General features: G+C 69.7%; 15 protein-coding genes and 1 tRNA gene. 4 read left to right on the top strand and 12 right to left on the bottom strand.

The annotated features are described in order from the left end of the window. Window positions 1-211 precede the first annotated feature (211 nt). The 5 genes from modD to ABMY26_RS15110 are packed head-to-tail and all read right to left on the bottom strand — an operon-like array spanning window position 212 to window position 3,635. A complete protein-coding gene (gene modD / locus ABMY26_RS15090) occupies window positions 212-1,042 on the bottom strand; it encodes a ModD protein (RefSeq protein ID WP_372398067.1) in 831 nt (276 codons plus the stop codon). Between the two features lie 17 nt (window positions 1,043-1,059). After that, on the bottom strand, window positions 1,060-2,055 hold the full coding sequence (locus ABMY26_RS15095; RefSeq protein WP_045581500.1) for a magnesium transporter CorA family protein: 996 nt from the start codon (window positions 2,053-2,055) through the stop codon (window positions 1,060-1,062). Further along, a complete protein-coding gene (gene folD / locus ABMY26_RS15100; protein WP_372398068.1) occupies window positions 2,052-3,008 on the bottom strand; it encodes a bifunctional methylenetetrahydrofolate dehydrogenase/methenyltetrahydrofolate cyclohydrolase FolD in 957 nt (318 codons plus the stop codon). Before folD ends, ABMY26_RS15095 begins: the two co-directional genes overlap by 4 nt. Before the next feature lies 1 nt (window position 3,009). Next, window positions 3,010-3,351, bottom strand: a complete 342-nt coding sequence (locus tag ABMY26_RS15105; protein WP_372398069.1) for a DUF167 family protein — start codon at window positions 3,349-3,351, stop codon at window positions 3,010-3,012. Continuing rightward, complete coding sequence (locus tag ABMY26_RS15110) at window positions 3,351-3,635, bottom strand: YggT family protein (protein ID WP_045581503.1); 285 nt, start codon at window positions 3,633-3,635, stop codon at window positions 3,351-3,353. The genes ABMY26_RS15105 and ABMY26_RS15110 overlap by 1 nt, the downstream gene beginning before the upstream one ends. A 248-nt stretch (window positions 3,636-3,883) precedes the next feature. Between ABMY26_RS15110 and ABMY26_RS15115 the strand changes: the two genes are divergently transcribed. Next, window positions 3,884-3,959 (top strand) — tRNA-Ala (locus ABMY26_RS15115). Window positions 3,960-4,210: 251 nt separating this feature from the next. Here ABMY26_RS15115 and ABMY26_RS15120 read toward each other — a convergent pair. The 3 genes from ABMY26_RS15120 to ABMY26_RS15130 form a co-directional block, all read right to left on the bottom strand. Further along, a complete protein-coding gene (locus ABMY26_RS15120) occupies window positions 4,211-5,137 on the bottom strand; it encodes a restriction endonuclease (protein WP_372398070.1) in 927 nt (308 codons plus the stop codon). A gap of 124 nt (window positions 5,138-5,261) precedes the next feature. Further along, window positions 5,262-6,311: a DMT family transporter gene (locus ABMY26_RS15125; protein ID WP_372398071.1), complete on the bottom strand. Its 1,050-nt coding sequence runs from the start codon at window positions 6,309-6,311 to the stop codon at window positions 5,262-5,264. 139 nt (window positions 6,312-6,450) lie between these two features. Continuing rightward, the gene (locus ABMY26_RS15130) at window positions 6,451-7,200 is read right to left on the bottom strand and encodes an SDR family NAD(P)-dependent oxidoreductase (protein ID WP_045581542.1); all 750 of its coding nucleotides are present in this window, start codon (window positions 7,198-7,200) and stop codon (window positions 6,451-6,453) included. 201 nt (window positions 7,201-7,401) lie between these two features. Between ABMY26_RS15130 and ABMY26_RS15135 the strand changes: the two genes are divergently transcribed. Next, window positions 7,402-8,013, top strand: a complete 612-nt coding sequence (locus ABMY26_RS15135; protein WP_372398073.1) for a TetR/AcrR family transcriptional regulator — start codon at window positions 7,402-7,404, stop codon at window positions 8,011-8,013. 149 nt (window positions 8,014-8,162) lie between these two features. Here the strand turns inward: ABMY26_RS15135 and ABMY26_RS15140 are convergent, their stop codons facing one another. Next, window positions 8,163-8,657 carry a MarR family winged helix-turn-helix transcriptional regulator gene (locus ABMY26_RS15140; protein ID WP_372398075.1) on the bottom strand — a complete coding sequence of 165 codons (495 nt, stop codon included), beginning with the start codon at window positions 8,655-8,657 and terminating at the stop codon, window positions 8,163-8,165. Window positions 8,658-9,132: 475 nt separating this feature from the next. On the opposite strand from ABMY26_RS15140, the gene ABMY26_RS15145 reads away from it, so the two are divergent. Together ABMY26_RS15145 and xth are read left to right on the top strand one after the other, a co-directional pair. After that, entirely contained in the window at window positions 9,133-9,816 is a 684-nt protein-coding gene (locus ABMY26_RS15145) for a fumarylacetoacetate hydrolase family protein (RefSeq protein WP_372398076.1), read from the top strand. A 9-nt stretch (window positions 9,817-9,825) separates the two neighbouring features. Further along, window positions 9,826-10,620, top strand: a complete 795-nt coding sequence (gene xth / locus ABMY26_RS15150; RefSeq protein ID WP_372398077.1) for an exodeoxyribonuclease III — start codon at window positions 9,826-9,828, stop codon at window positions 10,618-10,620. A gap of 52 nt (window positions 10,621-10,672) precedes the next feature. Here xth and ABMY26_RS15155 read toward each other — a convergent pair whose 3' ends face one another. The 3 genes from ABMY26_RS15155 to ABMY26_RS15165 form a co-directional block, all read right to left on the bottom strand. Then, window positions 10,673-11,254, bottom strand: a complete 582-nt coding sequence (locus ABMY26_RS15155; protein WP_372398078.1) for a histidine phosphatase family protein — start codon at window positions 11,252-11,254, stop codon at window positions 10,673-10,675. Window positions 11,255-11,268: 14 nt separating this feature from the next. Next, window positions 11,269-12,150, bottom strand: a complete 882-nt coding sequence (locus ABMY26_RS15160) for a DUF882 domain-containing protein (RefSeq protein ID WP_372398079.1) — start codon at window positions 12,148-12,150, stop codon at window positions 11,269-11,271. 210 nt (window positions 12,151-12,360) lie between these two features. Continuing rightward, window positions 12,361-13,248 carry an MBL fold metallo-hydrolase gene (locus tag ABMY26_RS15165; RefSeq protein ID WP_372398080.1) on the bottom strand — a complete coding sequence of 296 codons (888 nt, stop codon included), beginning with the start codon at window positions 13,246-13,248 and terminating at the stop codon, window positions 12,361-12,363. Window positions 13,249-13,480 lie beyond the last annotated feature (232 nt).

Genomic DNA, 13,480 nt, shown 5'->3' on the forward strand with positions numbered 1-13,480 from the left:
GGTCAAGCAGACGCTTGACGATCTCCAGTACGAGGATCAGGAGCTTGAGGATTTGCGACATCCTCTTCACTCCTCGTAAGCGGCGGGGATGGCGGCCAGTCCGCCATCCCGTCCGCGCCGCCACTGTGGCGCACGCATAGGTATTGCGGAAGCGCTTTCGCTCGCAAATTCAGGAATTCCAGCGGCTGCATTCAGTGGCCGCGGCCTGCCGTCACGCGGGCAGCAGGGTCACCTTGACGTCGGCCGGCTGGCCGAAGAAGGGGGCCGAGGTGACCAGCAAACGGCAGCCGGCCGCGGCATAGGCGGCTGCATTGGCTTCGGTGACGCCGCCGGCCGGCGCCACCACCGGCGGCGGAGCGAGGTCACGGGTCGCCTCGATCACCGCGCGGGCGGCGGCGGGCGGAAGCTTTTCCAGCTGGATCACGTCGGCACCGGCCCGGGCGAAGGCGACCGCCTCCTCCACCGACCCGACCTCCACCACGATCTTCTTTTCCGGGGCCTTGCGGCGCAGCGCGGCGATCCATTCCGAAGGCGCCCCGGTCAGGAAGGCGCGGTGCTCGGGGAAGACCAGCAGCGTTTCCGACAGGCCGAGCCGGTGCATCACCGCGCCGCCCGCCTGCACCGCCTTGACGCTGAGATCCTTGGATCCTGGAAAGTTCTTGCGGGTGCAGGCGACGGTGACGCCGGGGGCCGCCTCGACGATCCGCCGGGCGCGGGTGGCGATGCCGGAGGCGTATTCGACCAGCGTCTGCGCCACCTTCCACGCGCGGTGCAGCGATCCGGCGGTGCCGGCGGCCTCCAGGAAGACCGCCCCGGCCTCCGCCGCCGCGCCGCTGGGCTCGACGCGCAGGATGTGGCCGCCGGCCTTCTCCACCAGCCGCGCCGCCTCCTCCGTCCCGGCCAGCACCATGGCGCCGCGGGCGGCGAACAGCATGCGGGCGGGCCGGCCGGCGATGGCGAGCGACTCGGTGGTCAGGTCGCCGTAGGGGACATCCTGCGCCAGCAGCGCGTCGAGGGCGGCGTCGGGCAGGATGGTCGGCATCGGCGTGTTTTCCCTGCTTAGAGCCAGCCGCGCCGGCGGAAGTACCAGAGGGGAACCACCGCCGACAATACCATCAGCAGGATGGCCATGGGATAGCCGAAGTCCCAGTCCAGTTCCGGCATGTGCCTGAAATTCATGCCGTAGGCCGACGCGATCAGGGTGGGCGGCATCAGCGCCACCGACACCACCGAGAAGATCTTGATGATGGCGTTCTGTTCGATGTTGATCAGGCCCAGCGTCGCGTCGAGCAGGAAGTTCGCCTCGTGCGCCAGGAAGCCGGCATGTTCGGTCAGCGAGCGCAGGTCGCGCGTCATCGTCTTCAGCGCGGTCTTCTGGTCCTTGCTCAGCCGGCCGCCGCTGGCCGAGGTCAGGAACACCACCAGCCGGTCGAGGCCGGCCAGGCTGTCGCGCACCTTGTGGGTGAGATCGCCGGCCCGGCCGATGCCGCGCAGCACGTCCTGCAACTCGTCCGGCTTCTTCGCCGCCTTGCCGAAACCGCCGCCGTCGAGCGAATCGTCGAAGATGCGGGCCGACAGCTCGTCGATGCGGCCGCCGACCAGCTCCAGCACGTCGGCGACCCGGTCGATCACCGCGTCGAGCAGGCCGAACAGCGCGCTCTCCCCGGTCGCCAGCAGCTCGGGCTGGCGGACGCTGCGGGCGGCGAAGGTGATGACGGGCAGCGGTTCGGTGTAGCGCAGCGTGATCAGGTGGCGCGGCGTCAGCACGAAGGTCAGCTCGCCCTGTTCGGGATGGGGCGAGGTGGCGCGCGAGATGATGGAGGAGGTCATGTAGAGCGCCTCGCCCTCGACATAGAGCTGACTGGAGGCCTCGATCTCCTTCATCTCCTCGCGCGTCGGCAGGTCGCAGCCGGTGAGCGCGCCGACATGGCCGCGCTCCGCTTCCGTCGGGCGCAGAAGATCGATCCAGACGGCGCCGGCCGGCAGTTCCTCGCCCAGCTCCAGCGGCTGGCGCACCACCCGCCCGTCTTCGGCGCGGGCGTGGACCGTGATCACCGCGCCATCCCCTGGGCGTTCAGTTGGGCGTTCCCTTGGGCATTACCCATGGCGGCCGCCTCTTCCGGTACCGGCGCGCCGGCGGCGCGGCAGGCGGCGGCCAGCGTGTTCAGCATCAGGCAGGCGATGGTCATCGGGCCGACGCCGCCCGGAACCGGCGTGATGGCGCCCGCCACCTTGACCGCCTCGTCGAAGGCGACGTCGCCGACCAGCCGGGTCTTGCCCGGCTCGGCCGCCGGCACGCGGTTGATGCCGACGTCGATCACGGTGGCGCCGGGCTTGATCCAGTCGCCGCGCACCATCTCCGGCCGGCCGACCGCCGCGACCAGGATGTCGGCACGGCGGCATTCGCCGGGAAGGTCGGCGGTGCGGGAATGGGCCATCGTCACCGTGCAGTCGGCCTGCAGCAGCAGCTGGGCCATCGGCTTGCCGACGATGTTGGAGCGGCCCAGCACCAGCGCGCGCTTGCCCTTCAGGTCGCGGCCCAGCGTGTCGCGGATCAGCAGCAGGCTGCCCAGCGGGGTGCAGGGCACGATGGCGCCCGGCTGGCCGGTGGCGAGCAGGCCGGCATTGACGATGTGGAAGCCGTCGGCGTCCTTCTCCGGCACGATGCGGGCCAGCACCTTCTGGCTGTCGATGTGGCGCGGCAGCGGCAGCTGGACCAGGATGCCATGCACCGCCGGATCGGCGTTCAGCCGGTCGATCAGGGCCAGCAGGTCGGATTCGGCCATGTCGGCCGGCTCGTGGTGGTCGAAGCTGTTCATGCCGAGCTCGACCAGCGCCCGCTCCTTGGAGCGGACATAGACCTGGCTCGCCGGATCCTCGCCGACCAGCACGACGGCCAGACCGGGGGTGACGCCGTGGCTTGCCTTCAGCGCCGCCACCCCGTCCGCCACCCGCGCACGCAGGCCGGCCGCGAAGGCCTTGCCGTCGATGATCCTTGCGTCCGCCATGCTACTCTCCACCCTCGCTGCCCACATCGTCGATCAGGGCCGACAGCCGCGGCAGCAGAGCCGCCGGGTCGCCGGCCACATGCAGTATCTTGTTCCGATCGGTGGCGCCGGCCACCACCGTCAGGCTGGTCTTCGGCACTTTCCACGCTTTCGACAACAGTTTTATGACGGCCTCGTTGGCCTTGCCGTTTTCCGGCACGGTCGTGACCGCCACCTTCAGGACCCTGCCGCCTCCTGCCGTCTCCGCCAGCCCGGTGACCGCGTTGCGCGACGCCTTGGGCGTCACCCGCAGCGTCACCCGCAGGCCGTCGGCGACGGCCTCGAACGGGGACGGCATCGCCATCACATGCGCGGCCAGTACTGGGCCAGCAGGTTCTGGATGAAGGAGATCGCCAGCAGCACCACGATCGGCGACAGGTCGAGCCCGCCCATGTTGGGCAGGACACGGCGGATCGGGCGCAGCACCGGCTCGGTCACCCGGTACAGGAAATCGCCGATCAGATAGACCGCGCGGTTGCGCGTGTTCACCACGTTGAAGGCGACCAGCCAGCTGAGGATGGCCGACAGGATGAGGATCCAAAAGAACAGATCCAGGATGGTGTTGATGAGCAAATACAGCGCGATCATGCCGGGCCAGCTCCATGGCGGTTCTTTGCGACGGCCGCGCGCAGCGCACTGCGAAGCGGGCGCCAGCCTTTTCCGGGCACCCTAAGCATAAGCGGCGAGGGCTGTCCAGTACGGCGGGTCATGAGCCGGCCGGCCGGCGCCCCCGATCACCCGTTGCATTTTTTCCGAACAGAGCGCTTGACAGCCCCCCCCGTCATGGACAATAACCGCGCCACGCCGGAGCGACGAAGACGCGACGGTGTTTGTGTGGGGCCGTAGCTCAGCTGGGAGAGCGACGCGTTCGCAATGCGTAGGTCGGGAGTTCGATCCTCCTCGGCTCCACCAATTTCCCCTTCCACGGAGGGGTGTAACAGTTTTGTAGAGTGGTGGCGGGCGTGGCCGGGAACGGCTTTCGGCCCGCTTTTTGTTTTGGGTTCGATGCGTTTGTCATGAAACGCAGGAACCTCCCGCTCCTTTGTCCGGCAATCGGATTCGCGCTTCAAATCGATACCGATTTTACTCGATCCGATCCAAGCCGTGGGCCGAAGCGACGGCCCGGCGGACCGGATGGCCCGCCGGCGGCTCCGCAGCCCCTGCTACTCGAAGAAATCCTCGTCCACCCGCTTGATGTGCAGGGTCTCCTCGATCCTGCACCCGACCTCGTGCCGGATCATCAGCCTGGCCAGTTGGATGCCGTCGATCAGCACGATGCGGGTGCCGAGCCGGTCCGCCGTCTCCCTGGCCGAGGCGGTGAAGGCGGAGGTGGTGACGAACAGCCCCTTGGTCGCCTTGAACAGGTTCAGGCTGCCGAAGAAGTCGCGGATCGCCCCCGCCCCGACGGTGTTGCCGTCGGCGTAGCGCTTGGCCTGGACATAGACCCGGTCCAGTCCGAGCGGGTCCTGGTCGATGATGCCGTCCACACCGTCGTCGCCCGATTTGCCGACCAGGGCCTTGTCGAGTTCCGTGACCGACCCGCCATAGCCCATGGTGATCAGCAGGCGGACCACGGTCTTCTCGAAGAAGGCGGGCGTGCCGGACCGGACACGCAGGAGGATCTCGTCGGCCAGCGACGCCTCGATTCGGGCATGGGCCTGACGCATCACCTCATCGGGGGTGAGCGGGTTGTCGGCGATTGGAAGCACGGTTTCGGCGATTCCGGCAGCCTCGGCCGTTCCGGCCTCGCCGTCGCGGAAACCTTTGAAGCTCGGGAATTGCTCCAGGAATCGGATGGTGATCTTCTCCGGCGGCGACTTCAGCACGCTCCGGCCCTCCGGAGTGATGCGGAAGTGAGCCCGCCGGGCCATTTCGACCAACCCGGCCTTGTTGAGGTAGCTCTTCGCCCAATGGACCCGGTTGGCGAAGGTCGTCTGCCGGCCCGACGGCAGAAGCTGGGCCCGCTCCTCGTCGGTCAAGGTGAACGCGTCGGCAAGCAGGTCCACCACATCGCCGATGCGGACCTCGCCACCCCCGGATGCGGTCTTCAGGACGGGGAGCATCAGGGTCTGGAAATCTGGAATGGCCATCGCGAGCCCAACGCCCCTTCAAAGCTGTGCAAGGCGGCGGCACTCTATCAGACCGGGTGCGGCAGGCAACGGCGTTGACCGGGGGCGGAGCTGCGGCCCGCCGCGGTCGGTCCACCACATCGCCTCAATGCGTGTGGACGTGGTGGGCGTCGGGGAAATGGGCGTGCCGGTGCCGCAGGCGGCCGTGGCGATGCTTGTGGGTGTGCGGCTCGGTCACCGGGCCGTCGTGATGGTGCCGGTGGTGCTCGTCATGCATGTGCGGGTGATCGTGCTCGACCTCCTCGTGAACATGCTCATGGTCGTGGTCCTCGGTCAGGTGCAGCCAGACACCGAGTCCCATCAGGACCGCCGCGGCGGCCAGCCCGGCCGTCAGCGGTTCCCCGAACATCAAGAGGGAGGCGATGCCGCCGACGAAGGGGGCCGTCGAGAAATACGCCCCGGTCCTGGCGGTGCCGAGATGCCGCAGGGCGACCACGAACAGCACGAGGCTGATGCCGTAGCCCAGCAGCCCGACCAGCATGGCCGCCGCCGCGGTCGGCACGGCGGGCAGGCCGTCGCCAAGCGCCAGGGCGATCCCGACATTGACGCCGCCGGCGACCAGCCCCTTGATCGTGGCGATGTCCACGGGGTCGGCCAGCGACACCTTGCGGGTCAGGTTGTTGTCCACCGCCCACATCAGGCAGGCGGCGGCAACCGCGGCCGGCCCCCAACCGCCGGCGATGTCCACCGCCCCGTTCCAGGAGAGCACGACCGCCCCCGCCACGATGGCGACCATGCCGGCGACGAGACGCCGGTCGACGCCTTCCCGGAAGACGAACCACGCCAGCAGGGCGGTAAACACCCCCTCCAGATTGAGCAGCAGCGAGGCGGCCGATGCCGATGTCGCCGTCAGGCCGAACATCAGCAGCACCGGTCCGGCGATCCCCCCGGCGAAGACGGCGGCCAGCAGCCAGGGCCACTCGGCGCCATGGAGGCTCCGTTCGCTCCGCCCGTGCCGCGGAGCCGCCAGCCCACGGGCCAGCCGAACCAGCCCCAGCCCGATCCCGGAGCCGAGATACAGCAGCCCCGCCAGCATCCAGGGCGACAGGTCGTGGACCAGCAGCTTCGCCAGCGGCGTGCTGACGCCGAAGAGGACTGCCGCCAGAATGGCGGTTGCCGAGCCTGTTCGACCCATGGGGTTCGTCCGACCGGGGGGTGAAAAGTTCTCCCGGCCGACCCTGATGGAGGTGCCGGACATTGTCCAGCCGATTGGTCGCCCGTCATACCGGGGGCGGACGCCGGGACGCTCCGTCCCCGGTATCCGGGTATCGGGCCTACAGGCCGCCGGCCACGTCGATCACGCCGCCGGTCATGTAGCCGGCGTTCGGCCCCGCCAGGAAGCAGACGAGGGCCGACACCTCCTCGAGCGTCGCGATCCGGCGGATGGGGTGCAGGTCCATGATCGCGTCGGGCAGATTGTCGCGAACCGCCGCCGCCATGTCCGTCGGCATGATGCCGGGCTGGACGACGTTGACCGTGATGTTGCGTCCGCCGAGGTCGCGGGCGACGCCCCTCGCATATCCGGCGATGGCCGCCTTGGTTCCCGAATAGTCGGCGACGCCGGCGAACGGGACGCGGCTGCCCAGGAGGGAGCCGATGAAGACGATCCGGCCGCCGTCCGGCAGCACCGCCGCCGCCGCGCGCGTGGTCGCCACCGTGCCCATCACGTTGATCTGCCACTGGCGGTCGAGATTGACCGTGTCGAGGTCGGGGTCGTCGACCGTCCTGCCCTGCACCGCGATCGCCGCATTGGCGACGAGGATGTCGAGCGTGCCGAAATGCGCGACCACCGCGTCGACCAGCGGCCTGGCCGCCGCCATGTCGGCCTGGTCGCTCCGGATCGCAAGGGCGCGCACGCCCTTCGCCTTCAGCGCCTCGACCACCGCTTCCGCCTTTTCGGCCGACGCCACGTAGCTGATCGCGACATCCGCCCCCTGGTCGGCAAGCGCAAGCGCGGCGGCGGCGCCGAGCCCGCGCGAGCCGCCGGTGACGAGCGCGACCTTGCCCTTCAAAATGGTCGACATGGATGATCCTTCCTTTGTGCCAGGCCTTTGAGCGTCGGGCCTCCGCGCCTTCGGGTCTTTGAGCCTTTGGGGCGCCGCCCGATCGCCTTGGGTGGCGGTGATTTCGTAACGTACGTTACGATAACGGTCGTTATGAAATCTGGACAGGAGGCTGTCAACCGGTTTATTAACGGTCATTATGAAAAACGCTGGGCCGGGCTGATGGGACGCCATCGCGAATTCGACGTGGAGAAGGCGCTGGACGCCGCCCTGTGCGTCTTCTGGCGCAAGGGCTACGAGGGGGCGTCCTACGCCGACCTGACGGAGGCGACCGGTGTCGAGCGGCCGGCGCTCTATTCCGCGTTCGGCAACAAGGAAACGCTGTTCCGCCGGGCCCTGGATCGCTATTGCGAGCGCTATCTGGACTTCATCCCGCAGGCGATGAAGCTTCCCACCGCAAGGCACGTCGCGGCGCACATCCTGTACGGTGCGGCCGATCTCAACACCCGCTATCCGAGCCACACCGGATGTCTCGGGATCAATGGCGCCGTGGCGGGGTCGGACGAGGCGGAAGCCGTGCGGCAAGCGCTGATCGAATTTCGCGCGACCGGCGAGGCGCAGCTGCGCGAGCGCTTCGAGCGGGCGAAGGCGGAGGGCGACCTGCCGGCAACCGCCAAGGCCGATGCCCTCGCGGCCTTCGTGATGGCCGTCTCCCACGGCATGGCGGTGCAGGCCAAGGCCGGCTTCAGCCGCGACCAGTTGGAGGCGGTTGCCGAGCAGGCGCTTTCCACCTGGCCCACCGGCGGCTCTGCACCGTCGGGATCCTCGCCCTGACATTTGCGTTCCGACTCTCCGGTCCGGACGCTGCAATACCGGGCGCTGCAATAGAAAAGCCCGCCCCGCATCCGGCATGTGCCGGTGCGGGGCGGGCTGTCAGTCGTCCGCGGAGCCTGGAGCCTGGAGCCTGGCGGTAAGGCCGGGCCTTACTTCGCCCGCGACACCCGGCGCAGGAAGTCGATGAACTGGACCTGCTCCTCCGGAGACAGATCCTTGACCATGCCCTGGTCGTGGGCCTGGACGCGCGGGATCAGGTCGTCCATCAGCGACTGGCCTTCCGGCGACAGCCGCAGCGCATAGGACCGGCGGTCGTTCGGCGAGGGCGCGCGGACGACGAGGCCGCGCGACTCGAGCCGGTCGATCACCGCGACCATGGTCGACCGGTCGATGCCGACCGCCGTGCCGAGGTCGGACTGGGACAGCCCCTCGTTCTCCCGGATCATGATCAGCACGCCGAACTGGCCGGGCGTGATGTCGTGCGGAGCGACCGCAGTCTGGAAGCTCTGGAACACCGCGACCTGAGCCTTGCGCAGGTTGTAACCCACGAGTTCAGGAAGAGGGCCGAGAGCAAGCTTGCCGTTCTTCCCGGGCCGCAGACGCGACCGCCGGTCGGCGGGGGTGGAACGCTCGTTGTCAGTCACCGTGGATGCCACATTTTGGATGAATTATAGGATGAACGGATAAAATGCGGGCAAGCCATTCGTTTGTCAGCAAGAACCGCACATGCAATAGGCTGCGCATACCAGATATGCGTCAAACGTATTGGTTGGAGGCCATACAAATTCCATCTTGAAGAGTCAAGAAGTGGTCGACGCCGATTTGACGCCGATCGCCCGCCGAGCGGTTTCCCCTGCCGCACGCGGGTTCCCGAATCGGAGCTTCCGACGCCCGGTCCCCCCCAGACCGGGCGTCTTCGTGTCCGGGCCCTGCCGCGGACCTGTGCCGGATTTATGCCGGCTTCGGGCCGTGCTCATGCCGGGCCTGCGACTCGCCGGCCGTCCGGCCGGGACGGCCGGGCGCCTTGCAGGGCAGGGCGGATGGTTGGGCGCTTGGTCGGTCGCCCGCTTTCGGGTTAGCTGTTCGGGACGTCTCAAGCCCAACCAGAAAGCCGATGCCATGGCCTTCGCCATTCCCCTGTGGTCCCAGCCGGCCGTCCCCGTCGCGGGCGGCGATCCGTTCCCGGTGCGCCGCATCTATTGCGTCGGCCGCAATTATGCCGCCCACGCGCGCGAGATGGGCGCCGATCCCGACCGCGAGCCGCCGTTCTTCTTCATGAAGCCGGCCGACGCCATCGTTGCCGACGGCGCCACCGTCCCCTATCCGCCCAGGACCGCCAATCTCCACCATGAGATCGAGCTGGTCGTGGCCATCGGCACCGGCGGGCGCGACATCCCGGTCGAGAGCGCGCTCGACCATGTGTTCGGCTATGCCGTCGGCCTCGACATGACCCGGCGCGACCTGCAGAACGCCGCCAAGAAGGAAGGCAAGCCCTGGGACATGGGCAAGGGCTTCGACCAGTCGGCCCCGTGCAGCGCCATCCGCACCGTCGCCGACCTCGGCCACCCGGCCAAGGGGGCGGTCACGCTGCAGGTGAACGGCGAGCCGCGGCAGAAGGGCGACCTGTCGGACCTGATCTGGTCGGTGGCTGAGACGATCTCCTACCTGTCCGGGCTGGTCGAGCTGCAGCCGGGCGACCTGATCTACACCGGCACGCCGGAAGGCGTCGGCCCGGTGGTGTCCGGCGACGTGCTGACCGGCGCGGTCGAGGGCGTCGGCACCATCACCCTGACCATCGCCTGAGCCGCCGGCATGCGCATCGCGACCTGGAACATCAATTCGGTCCGCATGCGTCTGGACCTCCTCCTCCGCCTGATGGAGGAGGAGCGGCCGGACGTGATCTGCCTGCAGGAAACCAAGGTGGTCGACGCCGACTTCCCGCTGGCGCCGCTGGCGGAGCGCGGCTATGTCCACGCCCACATCCACGGGATGAAGAGCTACAACGGCGTCGCCATCCTGTCGCGCCTGCCCTTCACGTCGCACGACGTGCAGCACTGGTGCGGCAAGCAGGACTGCCGCCACGCGCTCGCCCATCTGCCGGGCGGGATCGAGCTGCATTGCGTCTACATCCCGGCCGGCGGCGACATCCCCGACCCGGCGGTGAACGACAAGTTCGCCCACAAGCTCCAGTTCCTCGACGAGATGACCCGCTGGCTGGGCACCGAGCGGTCGCCCGACCGTCCCATGGTGCTGGTCGGCGACCTGAACATCGCGCCTCTGGAACAGGATGTGTGGAGCCACAAGGAGCTGCTGTCGGTCGTCTCCCACACGCCGGTCGAGGTGGAACGGCTGGCGGCGATGCAGGCCTCCGCCGGCTGGGTCGACGCCATGCGCCGCTTCGTCCCGCCCGAGGAGAAGCTCTATACGTGGTGGAGCTACCGCGCGAAGGACTGGGCCGCCTCCAACCGCGGCCGGCGCCTGGACCATGTCTGGGTCACGCCGCCGTTGGCCGGGGCGTTGCAGGGCGTCAAGGTGCTGCGCGACGCCCGCGGCTGGGAGCCCAAGCCGTCGGACCATGTGCCGGTGATCGTCGACCTGGACGTCTGACGGGGGAGGGGGCGCAACGCCCCCTGTTCCCGTGCCCTTTGGTCCGGCCCCCCTATTCCAGCAGGCCGATGTTCATCCGCACCACCGCCGGCGTGCCGTCGGCGGACAGCCGGAACAGGTGGGCGCAGCCGTTGACCGGTTCTTCGCCCGGGGCGGCGCGCATGTCCCAGCCGGTGGCCAGCGCATAGAGCGCGCGCAGGATGCCGTTGTGGGCGACGGCGCCGGCCGGGCGGCCGTCGAGGGCGACATCGGTCAGCCAGGAGCGCAGGCGGGCCTGCACCTCGCGCGGGCTCTCGCCGCCGGGGGCCTTGAAGTCGAGGCCGAGCCGGTCGTGCCGGTCGGGCATGCGGCCGTCGGCCCGCAGATCCTCGACGCGCAGTCCCTCCCACTCGCCCCAGTCCATCTCGACGATCCGCGGTTCCGCCACCGGGGCGAGGCCGAGCAGGGCCGCGGTTTCCCATGCCCGGCGCTTCGGGCTGGCGAACCAGCGCAGATCGGCCGACCCGGGCGGCAGGCGGTAGCGGGCGACCCGGGCGCGGCCGGCGTCGGACAGCGGCTCGTCGATGCTGCCCTGGATGCGCCCTTCGGCGTTCCAGGCGGTCGGTCCGTGGCGGAGGATCAGCAGGGTGGTCATGCGGGGCGGCTGCCTCAGCGCTTCGCCGGCTTCTGGGCGGGCGTGTCCTTCAGCTGGGCCAGCACCACCCGGACGCGCGACAGGTCCGGCGGCGGTGCCTTGGCCGGCGCCTTCACCGGCGCCTTGCCCGGCTTCGCCGCCGCGTCGGCGACCTGGACCGGCGCCTTCGCCGTGGGTTTCGCCCCCGTACTCGCCACGGCCTTCCCCTGGTCCTTGGCCTGGGCCTTCTCCTGGGCCTTCTCCTGGGCCTGGGCGAGCATCCGCTCCCGGGCGCGGGCACGGGCCTGCGCCTCCAGGATCTGCGGGGCGCGCGGCTCGCCGGTCTTCGGCGTCCAGGTCCGGAAGGGGCCGGTGTCGACATGGACATGGCCGGTGTGGGCGTACATCGCGTAGCCGCCGCGCTGCATCGCCGCCGCCTCCTCCGCCAGACGGGCGGGCGGGACGCCGGCGATGGAGAAGTCCGCGGCCTGCCCGCGCATGTGGTAGGAGTTCTCGGCCACGTTCGGGTTGCTGCGGGCGAGGCTGGCGTTGGTGGCGCCCGACCGGTAGCCCGAGGTGATGCGGATCGGCGACTCGGGCGGCGCGCCGACGCGGCGGCGCAGCTCCACCAGCATGTCGACCAGGGCCGGATCGACCGGGATCGTCTCGTCGCTGCGGCGGTCGCGGAACAGCACGGCGATCTCGCGCATCGCCGCCGGATCGTAACCGCCATCCGGGCCGCCGCCGGGGCGCCAGTAGGTGACGGACGCGGTCTCGCCGCTGGCGGGGTGGTGCAGCACCACCGAGCGCGGTTCGCCGTCCAGCCCGGCGCTGTCCAGCGGCCCGGTGGTGGCGCAGCCGGCCAGCTGCGTGGCGAGGGTCAGCACGGCGAGACTCCACACGGCACGACCGGTCATGCGCATCGCTTTTCCCCCCAAGCTTCGCACGCCAACGGGACCCCGCCCGCCCCAATCGAGACGGGGTTGCACGCGGATCTAATACCAAGATTGTCACACGAGGCCAGTGTGACAAAGCAACCTGTGGCGCAATCGACACGCGCAAGCGCTTTTGGCTGGGGGAAGTTCGATTTCGGATTCAACCGCCGGGACGGGTAGGGGGCGGGGCGCCTACAGGGACAGCTCCATCCCTTCGCGGGCGACCAGCGATCCGGGGCGCATCGCCTCGGCCTCGGCGGCGATGACGTCCAGCTCCCCGTCGGTGCGGGCCGGGTCGTGGTGGAAGATCACCGCGCGGCCGACGGCGGCGGCGTCCGCCAGCCGCAGGCATTCCTGCCAGGTCGAATGGCCCCAGCCGACGCGCGACGGGTATTCGGCGTCGGTGTAGGTGCTGTCATACACCATCGCGTCGGCGCCGCGCAGCAGCTCCAGGATCGCGGGGTCGCGGCCCTCGGCCGGATGCTCGGTGTCGGTCAGGACGCACAGGCTGCGGCCGCCATGCTCCACCCGGTAGCCGGTGGCGCCGTCGGGATGGTTCAGGCGGCAGGTGCGCACCGTCACCCCCGGCGCCGGCTCCAGCGTCTGGCCGGCCTGGAAGTCGCGGTACTGGCAGTCGGCCCGGAAGATCTCCACCGGGACCGGGAACAGCGGCGCCGTCATCATGTCTGACAGCACGGTGCGGAAGGGCCGCTCCGGCGGCAGATGCCCGGCCCACAGCCGCAGCCGGCTGGCCGGGTCGAAGGCCGGCGCGAAGAAGGGCAGGCCGCAGATGTGGTCCAGATGGCTGTGGGTCAGCAGCAGGTCGATGTCCACCGGCCCGCCGTTCCGCACCAGCGCCTCGCCCAGCGGGCGGATGCCGGTGCCGCAGTCGAAGACGATGTGGGCGCCGCCGCAGCGCACCTCGATGCAGGCGGTGTTGCCGCCATAGCGGATGGTCGACGGCCCCGGCGAGGCGATGCTGCCGCGCACGCCCCAGAAGCGGACGGTGAAGGGCGACGCGCCGCCGGCCTCTTTCCGGGCGGGCGGGGGGGCGGCATTGTTCGAAGGGGGAACGGTCATGACGGCGCCATCGTGGCGGCCCCGCCTGCCCAAGTCTAGGCAAAACAAAATCCCGCCCAGCCGTACCGGGCGAATCCCTTCGGGCAGGTCGCCGCCGTCCGGTCCCCGCCGTCCGGTCCCCGCCGTCCGGTCCCCGCCGTCCGATCCCCGCCGTCCGATCAGGGTGCGTCCCGACCGGCCGGCCCATGAAGGGCATCTGTCCAAACCCATAAGATGTGGTAGGTTGGGGCTT

It is taken from the genome of Azospirillum sp. HJ39, from assembly GCF_041507355.1.
Lineage (GTDB): Bacteria > Pseudomonadota > Alphaproteobacteria > Azospirillales > Azospirillaceae > Azospirillum > Azospirillum thiophilum.

Excerpts from the sequence above, each read along its gene's own strand:
- modD (WP_372398067.1), bottom strand. The coding sequence starts at position 1,042 with ATGCCGACCATCCTGCCCGACGCCGCCCTCGACGCGCTGCTGGCGCAG.
- folD (WP_372398068.1), bottom strand. The coding sequence starts at position 3,008 with ATGGCGGACGCAAGGATCATCGACGGCAAGGCCTTCGCGGCCGGCCTG.
- ABMY26_RS15105 (WP_372398069.1), bottom strand. The coding sequence starts at position 3,351 with ATGGCGATGCCGTCCCCGTTCGAGGCCGTCGCCGACGGCCTGCGGGTG.
- ABMY26_RS15110 (WP_045581503.1), bottom strand. The coding sequence starts at position 3,635 with ATGATCGCGCTGTATTTGCTCATCAACACCATCCTGGATCTGTTCTTT.
- ABMY26_RS15120 (WP_372398070.1), bottom strand. The coding sequence starts at position 5,137 with ATGGCCATTCCAGATTTCCAGACCCTGATGCTCCCCGTCCTGAAGACC.
- ABMY26_RS15125 (WP_372398071.1), bottom strand. The coding sequence starts at position 6,311 with ATGGGTCGAACAGGCTCGGCAACCGCCATTCTGGCGGCAGTCCTCTTC.
- ABMY26_RS15130 (WP_045581542.1), bottom strand. The coding sequence starts at position 7,200 with ATGTCGACCATTTTGAAGGGCAAGGTCGCGCTCGTCACCGGCGGCTCG.
- ABMY26_RS15135 (WP_372398073.1), top strand. The coding sequence starts at position 7,402 with ATGGGACGCCATCGCGAATTCGACGTGGAGAAGGCGCTGGACGCCGCC.
- ABMY26_RS15145 (WP_372398076.1), top strand. The coding sequence starts at position 9,133 with ATGGCCTTCGCCATTCCCCTGTGGTCCCAGCCGGCCGTCCCCGTCGCG.
- xth (WP_372398077.1), top strand. The coding sequence starts at position 9,826 with ATGCGCATCGCGACCTGGAACATCAATTCGGTCCGCATGCGTCTGGAC.
- ABMY26_RS15155 (WP_372398078.1), bottom strand. The coding sequence starts at position 11,254 with ATGACCACCCTGCTGATCCTCCGCCACGGACCGACCGCCTGGAACGCC.
- ABMY26_RS15160 (WP_372398079.1), bottom strand. The coding sequence starts at position 12,150 with ATGACCGGTCGTGCCGTGTGGAGTCTCGCCGTGCTGACCCTCGCCACG.
- ABMY26_RS15165 (WP_372398080.1), bottom strand. The coding sequence starts at position 13,248 with ATGACCGTTCCCCCTTCGAACAATGCCGCCCCCCCGCCCGCCCGGAAA.